Annotated in this window: 16 protein-coding genes and 1 tRNA gene; 7 read left to right on the forward strand and 10 right to left on the reverse strand. The window is 65.9% G+C overall.

Going from position 1 to position 15,190, the window contains the following annotated elements; translation table 11 throughout:
* Positions 1-94 precede the first annotated feature (94 nt).
* The 3 genes from A0J57_RS06535 to A0J57_RS06545 all read left to right on the forward strand — a co-directional run bounded on the left by A0J57_RS06535 (position 95) and on the right by A0J57_RS06545 (position 5,556).
* Positions 95-1,015 carry a LysR substrate-binding domain-containing protein gene (locus A0J57_RS06535; protein WP_025551056.1) on the forward strand — a complete coding sequence of 307 codons (921 nt, stop codon included), beginning with the start codon at positions 95-97 and terminating at the stop codon, positions 1,013-1,015.
* Between the two features lie 416 nt (positions 1,016-1,431).
* Complete coding sequence (gene parC, locus A0J57_RS06540) at positions 1,432-3,720, forward strand: DNA topoisomerase IV subunit A (protein WP_061934619.1); 2,289 nt, start codon at positions 1,432-1,434, stop codon at positions 3,718-3,720.
* Between the two features lie 84 nt (positions 3,721-3,804).
* Positions 3,805-5,556, forward strand: a complete 1,752-nt coding sequence (locus A0J57_RS06545) for a bifunctional diguanylate cyclase/phosphodiesterase (RefSeq protein ID WP_061934621.1) — start codon at positions 3,805-3,807, stop codon at positions 5,554-5,556.
* On the opposite strand, the gene A0J57_RS06550 is transcribed toward A0J57_RS06545, so the two are convergent.
* Genes A0J57_RS06550 through A0J57_RS06565 form a run of 4 tightly spaced genes read right to left on the reverse strand, consistent with a single transcriptional unit; the run spans position 5,520 to position 8,450 of the window.
* A complete protein-coding gene (locus A0J57_RS06550) occupies positions 5,520-6,731 on the reverse strand; it encodes a CCA tRNA nucleotidyltransferase (protein ID WP_061934623.1) in 1,212 nt (403 codons plus the stop codon). The genes A0J57_RS06545 and A0J57_RS06550 overlap by 37 nt on opposite strands.
* A complete protein-coding gene (locus A0J57_RS06555) occupies positions 6,712-7,323 on the reverse strand; it encodes a CoA pyrophosphatase (RefSeq protein WP_048578247.1) in 612 nt (203 codons plus the stop codon). Before A0J57_RS06555 ends, A0J57_RS06550 begins: the two co-directional genes overlap by 20 nt.
* A complete protein-coding gene (locus A0J57_RS06560; protein ID WP_061934625.1) occupies positions 7,320-7,886 on the reverse strand; it encodes a DUF1285 domain-containing protein in 567 nt (188 codons plus the stop codon). Before A0J57_RS06560 ends, A0J57_RS06555 begins: the two co-directional genes overlap by 4 nt.
* A 45-nt stretch (positions 7,887-7,931) precedes the next feature.
* On the reverse strand, positions 7,932-8,450 hold the full coding sequence (locus A0J57_RS06565) for a GNAT family N-acetyltransferase (RefSeq protein ID WP_061934627.1): 519 nt from the start codon (positions 8,448-8,450) through the stop codon (positions 7,932-7,934).
* A 127-nt stretch (positions 8,451-8,577) separates the two neighbouring features.
* On the opposite strand from A0J57_RS06565, the gene A0J57_RS06570 reads away from it, so the two are divergent.
* Positions 8,578-8,961, forward strand: a complete 384-nt coding sequence (locus tag A0J57_RS06570; RefSeq protein ID WP_025551250.1) for a dihydroneopterin aldolase — start codon at positions 8,578-8,580, stop codon at positions 8,959-8,961.
* Between the two features lie 98 nt (positions 8,962-9,059).
* On the opposite strand, the gene A0J57_RS06575 is transcribed toward A0J57_RS06570, so the two are convergent.
* Positions 9,060-10,004 (reverse strand): isopenicillin N synthase family oxygenase, encoded by a 945-nt coding sequence (locus tag A0J57_RS06575; protein WP_061934629.1) that lies wholly within the window; start codon positions 10,002-10,004, stop codon positions 9,060-9,062.
* Positions 10,005-10,110: 106 nt separating this feature from the next.
* On the opposite strand from A0J57_RS06575, the gene A0J57_RS06580 reads away from it, so the two are divergent.
* Positions 10,111-10,518, forward strand: coding sequence for an EVE domain-containing protein (locus A0J57_RS06580; RefSeq protein ID WP_048578244.1), 408 nt, complete (start codon positions 10,111-10,113; stop codon positions 10,516-10,518).
* A 140-nt stretch (positions 10,519-10,658) separates the two neighbouring features.
* Positions 10,659-10,937, forward strand: coding sequence for a hypothetical protein (locus A0J57_RS06585; protein WP_025551248.1), 279 nt, complete (start codon positions 10,659-10,661; stop codon positions 10,935-10,937).
* Positions 10,938-11,005: 68 nt separating this feature from the next.
* On the opposite strand, the gene A0J57_RS06590 is transcribed toward A0J57_RS06585, so the two are convergent.
* Positions 11,006-11,308: a glycine zipper 2TM domain-containing protein gene (locus tag A0J57_RS06590; protein WP_025551246.1), complete on the reverse strand. Its 303-nt coding sequence runs from the start codon at positions 11,306-11,308 to the stop codon at positions 11,006-11,008.
* Positions 11,309-11,429: 121 nt separating this feature from the next.
* Between A0J57_RS06590 and A0J57_RS06595 the strand changes: the two genes are divergently transcribed.
* A complete protein-coding gene (locus tag A0J57_RS06595; RefSeq protein ID WP_061934630.1) occupies positions 11,430-11,870 on the forward strand; it encodes a cupin domain-containing protein in 441 nt (146 codons plus the stop codon).
* Between the two features lie 515 nt (positions 11,871-12,385).
* Here the strand turns inward: A0J57_RS06595 and A0J57_RS06600 are convergent.
* From A0J57_RS06600 to A0J57_RS06615, 4 genes are all read right to left on the reverse strand, one after another.
* Entirely contained in the window at positions 12,386-12,778 is a 393-nt protein-coding gene (locus A0J57_RS06600) for a YkvA family protein (protein WP_061934632.1), read from the reverse strand.
* 122 nt (positions 12,779-12,900) lie between these two features.
* Positions 12,901-12,975: transfer RNA gene (locus A0J57_RS06605), tRNA-Thr, on the reverse strand.
* A gap of 31 nt (positions 12,976-13,006) precedes the next feature.
* On the reverse strand, positions 13,007-13,867 hold the full coding sequence (locus A0J57_RS06610) for a hypothetical protein (RefSeq protein ID WP_044661990.1): 861 nt from the start codon (positions 13,865-13,867) through the stop codon (positions 13,007-13,009).
* Positions 13,864-15,174, reverse strand: a complete 1,311-nt coding sequence (locus tag A0J57_RS06615) for a replication-associated recombination protein A (RefSeq protein ID WP_044661991.1) — start codon at positions 15,172-15,174, stop codon at positions 13,864-13,866. Before A0J57_RS06615 ends, A0J57_RS06610 begins: the two co-directional genes overlap by 4 nt.
* Positions 15,175-15,190 lie beyond the last annotated feature (16 nt).

Here is a 15,190-nt window from a genome sequence, read left to right on the forward strand (position 1 = left end):
GATTTCGTTTCGTGGGAATTCCTATCGCTCTTTTCCGGTGGGGCGGCCAACAAAAGGATGGACGCGAATCATAAGGCTGGCTTATCCATGGCGGATGAGCCAGTTGCCGCCCCTATCCGCCGTCCGCGTGTTCGAGGCCGCCGCGCGGCTGGAGAATTTCACGGTTGCGGCGCAGGAGCTGGGGATGACCCAGGCGGCCGTCAGTTATCAGGTGAAATTGCTGGAGGAGCGGCTGGGCATCAGCCTGTTCCAGAGGGCGGGGCGGAAAGTGGCACTGACCGACAAGGGGCGGGAGATCGCCACGATCCTGTCCCGCGCCTTCGACCAGATGCGGGAAGGGTTCGCCGCGCTGACGCAGGACCATTCGACGATCCTGACGATCAGTTGCACCAACAGTTTCGCGCATCTGTGGCTGGCGCAGCGCATCGGCACGTTCCAGATGCGCCAGCCGGGGCTGGCCGTGCGGATCGACGCGACCGACCGGGTGGTGGACTTCGCCCGCGACGGCGTGGACGTGGCGGTGCGGGGCGGGCGGGGCGATTGGCCGGGGCTGGAGGCGAAGCTGCTGACCCACAACCGGCTGGCGCCGCTGTGCAGCCCGTCATGGCTGGCGGCGAATGGGCCGATCGCCGATGCGCGGGCGCTGCACGCCATGCCGCGCCTGTCGCCGGACGACATGTGGTGGCATGAATGGTTCGCCGCCATGGGGGTGGAAGCGGACGGCAAGGGGCTGCCGCCCGCTATCGCGCTCGATTCCCAGGTGATGGAGGGGCGCGCCGCCATGGCGGGGCAGGGCGTGGCCATCGTCAATCCCTTCCTGTGGAAAACCGAGGTGGAGGCCGGGTTGCTGGTGGAGGCCCTGCCATCCTATGTCCGGGAACGGGCGAGCTATTGGGTGGTCTATCCGCCCCATGCCCGCAACACCGCCAAGGTGAAGGCCTTTCGCGACTGGATCGGCGCGGAGTTCGCGCGGGAGATCGCGGCGGACCCGGAGGCGCGGTTTTTGCCGCGGTGATAGGAGTTGATGTCGCGTGTTCCTGCGGAGGCGGGAAATCAGTTCTGCTCTAGGCCGCGTGGGCGAGTTCGGAATGTCGGGAAAGGCCGATTCAGGACATTCCCCTCCCGTAAACGGGAGGGGTTAGGGGTGGGCGCGAGCGGAGCGAGCTTCCAGCTTAGCCCTTGAAAATTCACGCTGATGTCGCGCCAGCCCACCCCCTAGCCCCCTCCCGCCTGCGGGAGGGGGAATGTCCGCTTTCCACCCGGATCACTCAATCCGGGGGGTCTTGCATTTGTCCACGCTGCCTGGCGTGAAAGGGCGACAGCTGAACCGGGCTCTCATGAGCCACTTGTTTCCTTCGAGTGCCTTCGCAGGAGTACGGTGGGATTAAACCCCGTTTCCGTTTTGTCGCGGCGCTGCTATTCCCCGTTGCGATGACCGAATTTCGCGACCCGTTCGACGCTATCAAGGATCACCCGTTCGACGATGCGCTGTCCCAGCGCTACCTCGTCTATGCGCTCTCCACCATCACGGCGCGGTCGTTGCCGGATTTGCGCGACGGGCTGAAGCCGGTGCACCGGCGGCTGCTCTGGGCGATGCGGCTGCTGCGGATGGAGCCGGGCGGGGCTTCGCCCGACGTGTTGGTCGCCAATCCGGCGCGCAACACCACGCCGTACAAGAAATGCGCCCGCGTCGTCGGCGACGTCATCGGCAAATATCACCCGCATGGCGACGCGTCGGTCTATGACGCCATGGTGCGTCTGGCGCAGGATTTCTCGCTGCGCACGCCGCTGGTCGACGGGCAGGGCAATTTCGGCAATATCGACGGCGATAATGCGGCGGCGATGCGCTATACCGAGGCGCGGCTGACGCAGGCCGCCGCCGACCTGATGGCGGGGCTGGACGAAGGCACCGTCGAATTCCGCCCCACCTATAATGGCGAGGATCAGGAGCCGGAGGTGTTTCCCGGCCTGTTCCCCAATCTGCTGGCCAACGGCGCCACCGGCATCGCGGTCGGCATGGCGACCAGCATCCCGCCGCATAATGTCGCCGAACTGATCGATGCGGCCAGCCTGCTGATCGACAATCCGGACGCCGAGCATGCCGAGCTGATGCGGATCGTGCGCGGTCCGGACTTTCCGACGGGCGGCGTGCTGGTGGACAGCGCTTCCATCATTTCAGAGGCTTATGCGACGGGGCGGGGATCGTTTCGAACCCGCGCCCGCTGGCACAAGGAGGATGGCGGGCGGGGCACATGGGTCGCGGTGGTGACGCAGATCCCCTTCCAGGTGCAGAAGTCCAAGCTGATCGAGCAGATCGCGGCGCTGATCAACGACAGGAAGCTGCCGATCCTGGCCGATGTGCGCGACGAGAGCGACACCGAGATCCGCATCGTCATCGAACCCCGCGCCCGCACCGTAGACCCGGACGTGCTGATGGACAGCCTGTTCCGGCTGACCGATCTGGAAAACCGGTTCCCGCTGAACCTGAACGTGCTGGACGCGACGCGCACGCCAAGGGTGCTGGGGCTGAAGACGGTCCTTGTCGAATGGCTGAAGCACCAGATCGACGTGCTGGTGAAGCGCGCCCAGCACCGGCTGGACAAGATCGCGGCGCGGCTGGAGCTGCTGGACGGCTATATCATCGCCTATCTGAACCTTGACCGGGTGATCGAGATCATCCGGACCGAGGATGAGCCGAAAGAGGTGATGATGGCCGAGTTCGGCCTGAACGACCGGCAGGCCGAGGCGATCCTGAACATGCGGCTGCGATCCCTGCGCAAGCTGGAGGAGATGGAGCTGCGGCGCGAGCATTCCGAACTGCTGAAGGAACGCGACGAGCTGACAAAGCTGGTGGAAAGCCCGGCGCGGCAGCGGACGCGGCTGAAGAAGGACCTGGCGGACCTTCGCAAGCGCTACTCGTCCGAGAGCGATTTCGGCCGGCGGCGCACGCTGGTCGAGGAGGCGGCGCCGGCGCGGGAAATCCCGCTGGAGGCGATGATCGAGAAGGAGCCGATCACCGTGATCCTGTCCGAGCGCGGCTGGATCAGGGCGATGAGCGGGCATCGCGACCTTGCTTCGGCGGACACGCTGAAATTCAAGGAAGGCGACGGTCCGATGATCGCCTTCCACGCGCAGACCACCGACAAGCTGCTGCTGGCGACGGAGACCGGGCGCGTCTTCACGCTGGGCGCGGACAAGCTGCCGGGCGGGCGCGGCTTTGGCGATCCGGTCCGGTCGCTGGTCGATATGGACGGCACCGGCAATATCGTCGCCCTGCTGCCTGCGCGGGTGGGTGGCGAACTGCTGCTTGCATCCTCGGACGGGCGCGGCTTCGTGGCGGCGGTGGCGGATGTGATCGCCGAAACGCGCAAGGGCAAGCAGGTCGTCAATGTGCGGACCGGCGCCAAGCTGAGCGTCGTGCATCCCATCGCGCCGGAGGCGGACAGCGTCGCCGTGATGGGCGAAAACCGCAAGCTGCTGGTCTTCTCGCTCACTGAAATGCCGCGCATGGCGCGCGGTCAGGGCGTGCAGATGCAGCGCTATCGCGACGGCGGGCTGTCCGATGCCATCGCCTTCCGCCTGTCCGACGGGCTGAGCTGGGCCATGGGTGGAGGAACGGGGCGGGTGCGCACGGAAGCCGACATGACGCCATGGCGCGTCGCCAGGGGCGCGGCCGGGCGCATGCCGCCCACGGGCTTCCCGCGCGATAACCGGTTCTGAGAAGCTGATTTTTTCGTTACTATCGCGCTGGAATCGGGAATGTCGTTTCCCGAAAATTTACCCTTTGGGCCTATCGCCGGGCCTATGGAAGCCATGTCGATGCGTGATCGGCCGACCGAAATGCCGGACATCCAGCTCCTTCTGGGGCAGGATGACGCGCATCTTTCCCATCGCGTGGCGATAGCGGACTGGCTGGCTGCGCTGCCTTATCCGGCGGCTGCATTCTCCTTCGAAGACAATAGGTTGTCCATGGTGGCGACCAATGCGCCGTTCGGAAACTGCTTCACCTGCAGCAATCCGGGCGAAGCCGAACGGCCCCATGCGGCCGAATGGCGCAGGCGGATCGTGCAGAGCGTCCTGTCCGGGCGCGATTCGGAAGGTTTCGAATTGCGCCGCGACGGCATGTTGGGGCCCGAATATTTCTACTGCACCGTCGGGCGGCTGCCCGAACCGGATGGCGAACCCAATCTGTTCCTGTTCACCGCCCTCGACCGGACGAGCGACCGGACCATCGAGAAGAACCTGCGGCGGGAATTATTGTCCGACGGCCTGACCGCGCTTCCCAACCGCACGGGATTTGGCGAGGAGATCGAGGACCGGCTGACCAACACGCCCTGGCCGGACAATGCGCAGTTCGGCATCCTCGCCATCGATCTGAGCCGGTTCAGCCGGGTCAATGAATCCCTGGGCCCGATGGCCGGCGACGAGTTGCTGATCACGGTGGCCAAGCGGTTGAAGTCCAGCCTGCGGCAGGGTGATGTGCTGGCGCGCATCGGCGGCAACGACTTTGCGATTTTCGCCAGGCTTAACAATGGTTTGTCGGATGCCCTTCATATCGTTCAGCGCATCCGGGACTCGCTCAGCTATCCGATCAGGCTGAGCGATCTGCAAATCCGGGTCGATTGCGCGATCGGCTGCGCCCTGTCGACCAGCCTGACCGAAGACCCCGAGGATGTGGTGCGCAAGGCGCAGGCCGCGGTGAAGATCGCCAAGCGCAGCGGCAAGGTGGAAATCTACCGCAATGGCGTGCTGAAGGAGGCGCAGCGGCGATTTTCCGTCGAGAGCCGGCTGCGCGATGCGCTGGCCCAGGGGGGGCTGACCCTGGCCTTCCAGCCGCTGATCCACCTGCAGACGGGTGAAATCACCGGCTTCGAGGCGCTGGCGCGGTGGGAGGATGAAGAACTGGGCCATGTGTCGCCTGCCGAGTTCATCGCGGTGGCGGAGGAAAGCGGGCTGATCACGCCGCTGGGCCGCTGGGCGGCCTATGAGGCGGCGCAGGCGCTCAGCCGGTGGGACGCGAAATTCGGCCAGGCTTTGCCGGTGGGCGTCAATGTGAACCTTTCCCCGATCCAGATGGCGCGGGACGATGTCGCATCCATGTTCGAGGAAGCGCTGCGCTATGCGGGCATTTCGGGCAAGCGGCTGACGGCGGAACTGACTGAAAGCGCCATCGTGGCGGACCCCGAAAAGGCGCGGAAGCTGTTGTTCGCGCTCAAGGACCTGCACATGCCGATCGCCATGGACGATTTCGGCACCGGCTATTCCAACCTGGCGAGCCTGCACAGCCTGCCCATCGACATATTGAAGATCGACCGCAGTTTCGTGACATCCATGCTGGAGGACCGGGACAAGGAGATCATGGTGCGCACCATCCTGTCGCTGGCCGAATCGCTGGGGCTGCATGTCACGGCCGAGGGGATCGAGACGCAGCAACTGGCCCATGCGTTGCAGAATCTGGGGTGCTGGCAGGGGCAGGGCTATTATTTCGCGCGGCCGATGGCGGAGGGCGATGCCTATGACTATTGGCGGGCGCGCTGGAATTTCGAAACGGTCTGATCCGCGATTTCCGAGACGCGGGCTGCGTCGGGAAAATCCTCCGCCACCCAGATGTCCTGAACCTCGGCCAGCGCCTTCGCCACGTCCGGGCCGGGCTGAAGGCCCCGCGCGATCAGGGCGCCGCCGCCCAGCGGCAGGCGCGGCGGGGCCCAGTCCGCGAGCATCTTCAGGCCGTCGAGCGGAGCCGAGGGATCGATCAGGATACGGTCGATGGCCCCTTCCACGCCGATCCGGAAGGCGAGGGCGCGGGGGGTCGCGCCGGTGGCGGCGCCTTCCAGCGCGGCGGTCAGGCGCTTGCGGGCCTTGTTGGACAATTTGAGCCGGGCGCCCACCTGATCGGCGGCGCGCGGGTCCGGCGGAAGCAGGGCCGCCAGGCGGCGCAGGGCCGCAGGGGCGGTGCCGGAGGCGGCCTCCCGCTCGACCAGCATGGACAGGCGGGCCAGTCCGTCATGGTCGACCTCCGGCAGGACGGGCAGCAATATGCCGCCGTCGACCATGAGCCGGAGCGAGGCGAGCGGCCCGGGCAGGGCGAGCAGTTTGAGCAGTTCGTCCGCAATGCGTTCGCGCGAAAGGGCCATCAGGCTGTTGGCGGCGTCGCGGCAGGCGGCATAGGCCTCCACATCCGGTTCGTCATGGCCGAAGCGCGCGAGGAAACGGAAATAGCGCAGGATGCGGAGATGATCCTCCGCGATGCGGGCGCTTGCCTCTCCGATGAAGCGGACGCGATGCGCGCGGAGATCGGCGACGCCGCCGAAGAAGTCCGTGATGGCGTGGGTGAGGGGGTCGGCATAGAGCGCGTTGATCGTGAAATCGCGCCGGGCGGCGTCTTCGCGCCAGTCGTCGGTATAGGCGATGGTGGCGCGGCGGCCGTCCGTGCTGACGTCGCGGCGGAGGGTCGTGATCTCCACCGGCCAGCCGTTGATCACCGCCGTGATCGTGCCATGGTCGATGCCGGTGGGGACGGCCTTTATCCCGGCGGCCCTGAGGCGGTCGATGACGGACTGCGGCTCCAGCACGGTGGCGATGTCCAGGTCGTTGACCGGCAGGCCCAGAAGGCCGTCGCGAACGGCGCCGCCGACGAAGCGGGCGAGGCCCTGTTCCGCGCCGAGCGCCCTCAGCAGCGCGTCCAGGCCGGGGCGATGGCGCCAGTCGGCGTCAGGCAGCAGGCTGGTCATGGCCTAGCCTGCGCGACAGATTGGCGAGGATCGCGGCGGTGATGCCCCAGATGCGGCGTCCTTCCCAGAATATTTCGTAATAATGCCTTTCAATACCCTGATAATCTATCGATTTCCTGATCCGGTTGGCGGGATTGAGGGCGAAGGAGAGGGGAAGTTCGAACAGCTCCGCCACCTCCGCTTCCCGGGGGGAGAGGGGAAGGTCGGGCGGGATCACGCCGAGCACGGGGACGATGTCGAAGCCGGTGAAGGTGTGATAGCGGTCCGACGTGCCGATGATGTCGACGAGGCCGGGAGGGAGGCCGATCTCCTCCTGCGCTTCCCGCAGGGCGCCGGCGATTTCGTCGGGGTCGTCGTCGTCGACCCGCCCGCCGGGGAAGGCGACCTGTCCGGCATGCTGGCGCAGTCCGGCGGAGCGCTGGGTCAGGATCAGTCCGGGTTCGGGACGGTCGGTGATCGCGACCAGCACGGCCGCGGGCGAGAGCAGGATGTCGCCGTCGATCCGGGGGTCGCGGGTGTCGGAAGGTATCAGGCCGACCTCCCGCTCATGCCCCTGCCTGAGGGCGGTCCGCAGCCGTTCCGCCAGGGTCATGCCGATCCGTCCAGCGCGAGGAAGGCGCCGTTGCTCCAGAGGCCGATGGGTTGGGCGCCTTCGTCCAGCGCCAGGTTCATCAGTTCATAATAGACGCTGCGGGCGATCAGCGCCTCCAGCCCGCCGCGGACATGGAGATAGGGATGCGGCCCGTCCGGCGTTTCGCGCAGGACAAGGGCATTGTCCGGGCCGGCGGCGACCAGGTCGCCTGTGTTGAGCCGGAAGGCGAGGTTGCGCGCGCGGCCTTCGCCTTCGCTCTTGAGCTCGACGGCGATGAAGGGGGCATCCTCCACCTCGATCGAGAGTTTCTCTACGGGCGTGACCAGGACGTGGCTGCCGTCGGGTTCGCGGCGCAGGATGGTGGAGAAGAGGCGGACCATGGCTTCGCGGCCGATGGGCGAGCCCTGATGGAACCAGGTCCCGTCGCGGGCGATGCGCATGTCGCTGTCGCCGCAATGGTCGGGGTTCCACTTCTCCACGGGCGGAAGGCGCTTTTCCGCCAGCAGGCGCGCGACATCGCTGAGGGACAGGCTGGAAAGATCGGGGGGCGGCTCCATTGGCATGGGGCCGAGATAGGGGCGCTTGGGCGCGAAGGCAAAAGGGAAATTTCAGGCGCGGACGGTGGCGCGCGGACCCAGCATGCCCGTGCCGCCTATCGGCCTACCGTCGACCGACAGCGCCAGCAGGCGGCGCGGCTCGAACGGGCCGGGGCAGTCCCAGCCGCCGGTGCCTTCGGCCGAAAAGCCCCAGAAGCGGCCATAATATTCCGGATCGCCGATCATCATCAGCGGATCGCTTCGCCGCGCGCGGGCGGCCGCGACGACCGCGTCCATCAGCGCGCGGCCGTGGCCGGCGCCCTGCACCGCGGGGTCCACCGCGACGGGGCCGACCATGATGAGCGGCGTCCGGCTGCCGTCTTCATGGGCGAGCGCGACGGGCCAGCTTTGCAGGGAGCCGATGAGCCTGCCCTCCCCATCCCGCATGCCGAAGGAGAGTTCGGGCAGCCAGGGCATGCCGTAGCGAATCAGATAGGCGGTGCGACCGTGCCGGTCAGGGCCGAAGGCCGCGTCAAGCAGTTGCTCGACCGCGTTCCGCGACATCATGTTGAGGGGCACTATCACAGACACGTCTTGCCGATCCGTCCTCAATGGCGCATGGACGCGCCGAGAGCGGCGGGCTTTAGCGCGTGGCTCGCAAAATAAAAGTCTAAACTGGGGCCGGCCCGCGGCAGGGACGGCCTGAATGTGGCGAGCTATGAACAGCGGATTTGACGATTTCCTGACGTTGGAGGTGAATAATCTGGACGTGGATGTCCTGACCGGCATCTATTCGGAGGAGACGCACCTGCCGCAACCGCTGCGCATATCGATCAGGGCGCGGCTGAAGATCGCGGACCATTACGATCCCGACACGCCGCTGTCCCGGTCCAAAAATTACATGGACCTGAAACATGCCGCGACCGCGGCCCTGCCGGAAGGACAGCATTTCACGCTGATCGAGGCGGTGGCCGATCATATCATCGAGACGATCTTCCTCCAGGACGACAAGGTGACCCATGTCGAGGTGAAGATCGTGAAGCTCGCCCTCAGCGAGAAGGGCGAGGAGATCGGGATCACCATGGGGCGCGGACGGAGATAAGGCGGTTTCCGGGCGATCGGAACCGATCGCCGGTCAGGACATGGCGGGCCGCCGCGCGGACCGGGCTCCTCGCCGGGGCGCGCCCGTCATTCCCGTCGCTACCCCTTGATCAGGCCGATTTCCCGCAACCGTTCGGTCAGATAGTCGTGCGCGGTTATGGGCGGGTCGCGGCGGGGATGCGCCGCATCGACGCATTGGGGCAGGGCGTCGATCAGGAAGTCCGGCCGCAGGTGCAGGAAGAAGGGCATGGAATAGCGCGAATGGCCGCGCCGTTCCGGCGGCGGGTTGACGACGCGGTGGCTGGTCGAGGGCAGGCGATGGTTGGTCAGCCGCTGGAGCATGTCGCCCACATTGATGGCGAGCGCGCCCGGCGGCGGAACCACGGGCAGCCAGTTGCCGTCCCGGTCCCTGAGTTCCAGCCCGCCTTCCTCGGCGCCCAGCAGCAGGGTGATGAGGTTGATGTCCTCATGCGCGCCGGCGCGGATGCCCGGCGCTTCCGGCGAGACGGGCGGATAATGGAGCAGGCGCAGGATCGAATTGCCGTTTTCGATGGGCTTGTCGAACCAGCGCTCCTCCAGCCCCAGATAAAGGGCGATGGCGGACAGCAGTTCGGCGCCGACGCGGTCGAATTCGGCGTAGAGGCGCGTGAACGTCTCATGGAATTCCGGCAGCTCGTCCGGCCAGACATTGGGCGGCATGCTTTGCGCCAGCGGATCGCCCTCGGGCAGGTCGCGACCGACATGCCAGAATTCCTTGAGGTCGTTCTCGCTCGCGCCCTTGGCGATTTCCACGCCGAAGGCGGTGTAGCCGCGCTGGCCGCCATTATATCGGGCGTCGTAGCGGCGCTTTGCCTCCTCCGGCAGGGCGAAGAAGCGGCGGGCGAGCGCCCAGCCCCGGTCGATCAGCGCCGGGTCCATGCCATGGTCCTTCACCATGGCGAAGCCGAAGCGCTGGAAGGAGCCGCCGAAGGCGGCGGCGAAGTCGGCCTTTTCCATATTGCCCAAGGACAGGACAGGCACTTGTCCCAGCAGGGATTGCGACACGTGATTCTCCGAAATTCAACTGGACCCGCCCTGGCGCGCCGTCCTGGCGCCGCCGGGCCATGCGCGCATCCTTGATCGTCCTTCGCGGCTGATGCAAGGAGAAGCCATGAACTATTGGCTGATGAAATCGGAACCCGACGCCTTTTCCTACGACGATCTGGCCGCAAAGGGGAAGGCGGAGTGGGACGGGGTGCGAAATCATGCCGCGCAAGGCCATATGAAGGCGATGCGCAAGGGCGATCTTGCGATCTTCTACCACAGCAATATCGGGGTCGAGGCGGTCGGCATCATGGAGATCGTCGAGGAAGCCGCGCCCGACAGCACGGACGGTACGGGCAAGTGGGTGGCCGTGCATGTGGCGCCGAAGGAAAAGTTCGCCAAGCCCGTCACGCTGAAGACGATGAAGGCCGATCCGAAGCTGGCCAATATGGTGATGATACGCCAATCGCGCCTTTCCGTGTCCCCGCTGACGGCGGCGGAATTCAAACATATCCTTGATTTATCAAAGGGTTGAGTTAGCGGTTGCGGGAAATGCAATCGTTTCGCCTTTGTTTGCGATTGTCGTTTTAGCGCGGCGCACCATAAATCGGCATCAACAGAAAAGAATATTCCAGAGGTGTTTGATCGGCATTCACAAGGAGTTTACCCATGCGAATGCTGTCCAAGTTTGTCCTTTCCGCCCTGTTCGCCGCCGGCGCCGCCAACGCTCCCGCCCATGCCGAAGACGCTGCCAAGCAGAAGTTCACGCACGAGGGCTACACCTATGTGTATGACGTCAAGGACACCAAGACCGGCAAGGTGATTTCGGGCCGTCGCTATCCCGACGCCGTCGCCTTCAACCTGTCGGTCAAGAATGGCCGCGTGTCGGGCGTTTCCGGCGGTCAGTCGGTGGCCTTCAAGGTCGATGAGGCGCGCGGCGCTGCTGCCGAATAAGCCTTGAATGTCTTGAAGACATGAAAAAAGGGCGGCTTCCCATCGGAAGCCGCCCTTTTTCGCGCCTGTCAGCGGCAGCGACGCTTGCTGTCGATTTCCTTGCCGAGCAGCGCGCCGCCGGCGGCGCCCAGGATCGTGCCGGTCGCGCGGTCGCCGCGGGTGTCGATGGCGCGGCCGACCAGAGCGCCGCCCACGCCGCCGACGATCAGGCCGGTGGTGCCGTTGGACTTGCGGCAGTACATGCGGCCGTCGCGGCCGCGCCATTCGCGATATTGATAATGGCGGCGGGCATTGGCGCCGTCCGTCGGGATCGCCATCGAAGCGGGAATGGCCAGCGAGACGGCGGCCATGGCCATAAGGGCTTTACGCATTTTTTCTCCTCCAAAAGACGTGCTTTGATCGTTCAACCCGCGCATATTGATGGAGGTTGCATGAACCTGCGACAACGACGCATCATGTTGTTTTTCGGGGCATAAATTTTGAGGCAGGGCGATGGACGGTTGCGATGAAGCGGCAGCGGGGGCTTTGATCCGGCTTCTCGACCTTGCGCCGCATCCGGAGGGGGGATGGTTTCGGGAAAGCTGGCGCGCGCCGGCCGGAGCGGGCGAACGGGCAGGCGGGACCGCGATCTATTTCCTGCTGGAGGCGCACCAGGCTTCGCACTGGCACCGGGTCGACGCCGTCGAGCACTGGTTCTGGCATGCCGGGGCGCCGCTCACCCTCTCGATCGCGGATGAAGGAGGGGCTGCACGGGACATGCTGCTGGGCGGGGACGTGCTGGCGGGGCAGCAGCCGCAAGGGCTGGTCCCGGCCCATCATTGGCAGGCGGCGCGGCCGATGGGCGGATGGACGCTGGTCAGTTGCGTGGTCGTGCCGGGCTTTGAATTTTCCGGCTTCACGCTGGCGCCGCCAGGCTGGTCGCCGGGCGGCTGAACCGTGCGGAAAAATTATCCACACTTATCCACAGCTTTAGCAGGAGGCGGTCTTCAGGGTGCAAGATTCCGCTTTGAGCGACTCGCTTTTGGTGAGAGCATCCTCTTATCGGAAAGACCGGGAGACAGAGCGATCTGGATGCCAAAGTCGATGAGAAATCAGCGACTTGAAGGAATTTTCGAGCGTCGGGAAAGAAGCATGGACCGGAAGGAAAATGCGGAAATCCGATGGTTCTCAATAGACGGTGCCGTGCACGCGCGAAAGTGAACGTCGGGCATCGAATAAAGAGGACAGGCTGCGGGAGAACGGCCGACCGGCCGGGCAAACGGAGCCGACACGATAGCAAAGCCTTTGAGGCGGACCTATCGCGCGCCGAGTCCGATGATCGCATCTTGAAAGAGAAGCGGATCGAGAGACGCGACGGAAGTGGGGACCGGCAGAAATGCCGGCCCCCATTTTGTTTTTGGGCCAGTGCGCGCTGCGTCAGATTGCGCAGGTCGCGCTCTGAAACATGATCAGTGGGCGCGATGGGCGATCCAGTGGGCGGCGTACAGTGACAGCGCCAGACCCGAAGCAAGCCAGATCAGGAGGATGACCGCCATTGCCGTGCGGCTTTTGGGACGGTCCGACAGGCGTTGCGCTTCGGTGCGGAACTGCGCCATCAGCGGCGCGGGAATGAGGCGGATCGCCAGGGCGATGCCGAGCGGCAGGATGATGAGATCATCCAGATAGCCCAGGATCGGGATGAAGTCGGGGATGAGGTCGACCGGGCTGAGCGCGAAGGCGGCGACGGCGGCGGCGACGAGCTTTGCGGCCGGGGGCGTGCGGCTGTCGCGGGCGGCGAGCCACAGGGCCATGATGTCGACCTTCAGCGCGCGGGCCCAGTTTTTCAGGCGTTGATATGCCATCGGGCGAGTATAGGGCAGGTGGCGTGGAATCAGAACCTGTCGGTTCGGGCTGCGCCGAATGTTTCGACAGGGGACTTCGGCTTCGTCCGGCCTCACCCCGGCATGAACGGTTCTGGAAGTCATGGTGCCGGCTGAGGGGATCGAACCCCCGACCTTCGGTTTACAAAACCGCTGCACTACCGCTGTGCTAAGCCGGCCCATCCGTTTCGGACGGGGAGCGCCTTACTATCAGATGATGCCGAACGTCCAGCCCTCTGTTGCGGCGATTTTTTCGTCGAGCGGCGCCGGGTTCCACAGGCTGGGGCGGGGGGCCGCGCGGCGGAGCCAGGCGGCGGTCAGGATCGCGTCGGCGCCATGGTCGTCGGGGGGAAGGCCCATATGCGGTTGTGATCCGACGGCGAATAGCGCGTCGTTCAGCGCGGGGAGGTCGCGCATCTTGGCCCGGCCCTTGGGGCGTCCGGCGGCGCGCGCGGCGATGCTGGTGTAGATTTCCACGATCAGCGAGCCGATCCTGGGCGGCGGGTCGAAGGGCCAGACGGGGACGTGCGGATGGACGTGGTGGAGCAGGCGCATCCCTGAAAAACTGGCCTTGGCGACCTGCGCCGCGCCGATGGCGTCATAGACAGTGGAGGGTTTGCCGCCGCCTTGCGCGTTGTAATGCGCCTCGCAGGCGCGGTTGTGCATATAGTCCGCCTTGATGCCGTCGGCCTTGCCGAAATAGAAATGCCGCCGGTGGGTGCGTTCGAGCAGGCTGGCGGCGCCCAGATCCTCGTCCGCGCAAATGCCGTCGACATAGGCCCAGAAAGCCGGGCCGGTGGCGGGCACGTCGTCGCCGGGCAGATAGCTCCGGCGCGCGACATAGGGCGGGGCGAAGCTGAAATCGAAGCCGAACAGGGTCGGAGCTTCGGCCGCGGTCCGGACAAGCCAGTCCGCGACGGCGCGGCGCGACCAGAGGCCGCCGCCGTCCGGATGCTGGAGCCGGGGCGCCGCATCGCCGGCTTCGCACAGGGCGACGGCTATGCCCTTGTGGCGCGATCCCTTTGCGCCGGACCAGTCGATGACCGCATAGCGGGCGAAGCGGGGGGTCATTTCGGGCGGCGTTCGGCCCTCAGGCGGTCCCAATAGGCCATGCGTTCGGCAATGCGGGCTTCGAAGCCGCGTTCGGTGGGGGCGTAGAAGCTTTGGGGCTGCATTTCCTCGGGCCAGTAATTGTCGCCGGAAAAGCCGTCCTGCGCGTCATGGTCGTACTGATAGCCCTTGCCATAGCCGATGGTCTTCATGAGCTTGGTCGGGGCGTTCAGGATGTTCTGCGGCGGCATGAGCGAGCCGGTCTCGCGGGCGGACCTCCAGGCGGATTTCATGGCGCTGTAGGCGGCGTTGGACTTGGGCGCGGTGGCGCAATAGAGGCAGGCCTGGACGATGGCGAGTTCGCCTTCGGGGGAGCCGAGAAAGTCGTAGCTGTCCTTGGCGGCGAGGCACTGGACGACCGCCTGCGGGTCGGCAAGGCCGATGTCCTCCACGGCGAAGCGGACGAGGCGGCGCAGCACGTAGAGCGGCTCCTCGCCCGCGGTCAGCATGCGGGCGAGATAATAGAGCGCGGCCTGCGGGTCGGAACCGCGCAGGCTTTTGTGGAGCGCGGAGATGAGGTTGTAATGACCCTCCCGGTCCTTGTCATAGACCGCGACGCGGCGGTGGAGCAGGGCGGAAAGGCCCGCCGGATCGAGCGGCTGCGGGACGTCGATGGAATAGAGGGTCTCCACCTGGTTCAGCAGGAAGCGTCCGTCGCCGTCTGCGCTGGCGAGCAGGGCTTCGCGGGCGGCTGCATCGAGCGGCAGGGGGCGTTCCATCAGCGATTCGGCGCGTTCCAGCAGCTGTTCGAGGGCGGTTGCGTCGAGGCGGCGCAGGATCAGCACCTGCGCGCGGGAGAGGAGCGCGGCGTTCAGCTCGAAACTGGGATTCTCCGTGGTCGCGCCGACCAGGGTGACGGTGCCATCCTCCACGAAGGGGAGGAAGCTGTCCTGCTGCGCGCGGTTGAAGCGGTGGATCTCGTCCACGAAGAGCAGTGTCTTCTCGCCCCGCCGGGCATGGTCCCTTGCGGCGGCAAAGACCTTCTTGAGGTCGGCGACGCCGGAGAAGACGGCGGAGATCGGTTCGAAACGCATGCCCACGGCATCCGCCAGCAGGCGGGAGATGGTGGTCTTGCCCGTGCCCGGCGGGCCCCAGAGGATGATCGAGGAGAGCCGGCCGGCGGCGACCATGCGGCCGATCGCGCCATCCGGTCCGGTCAGATGATCCTGCCCGACGACGTCCGCCAGCGCGCGGGGGCGCAGCTTGTCGGCCAGCGGCGCTTCGGCTGGGACAGGGGGGAGATCGTCGGGGGCGAAAAGATCGGCCATCGCCTGTGATATAGGA

Source organism: Sphingobium sp. 22B, from assembly GCF_001580035.1.
Lineage (GTDB): Bacteria > Pseudomonadota > Alphaproteobacteria > Sphingomonadales > Sphingomonadaceae > Sphingobium > Sphingobium fuliginis.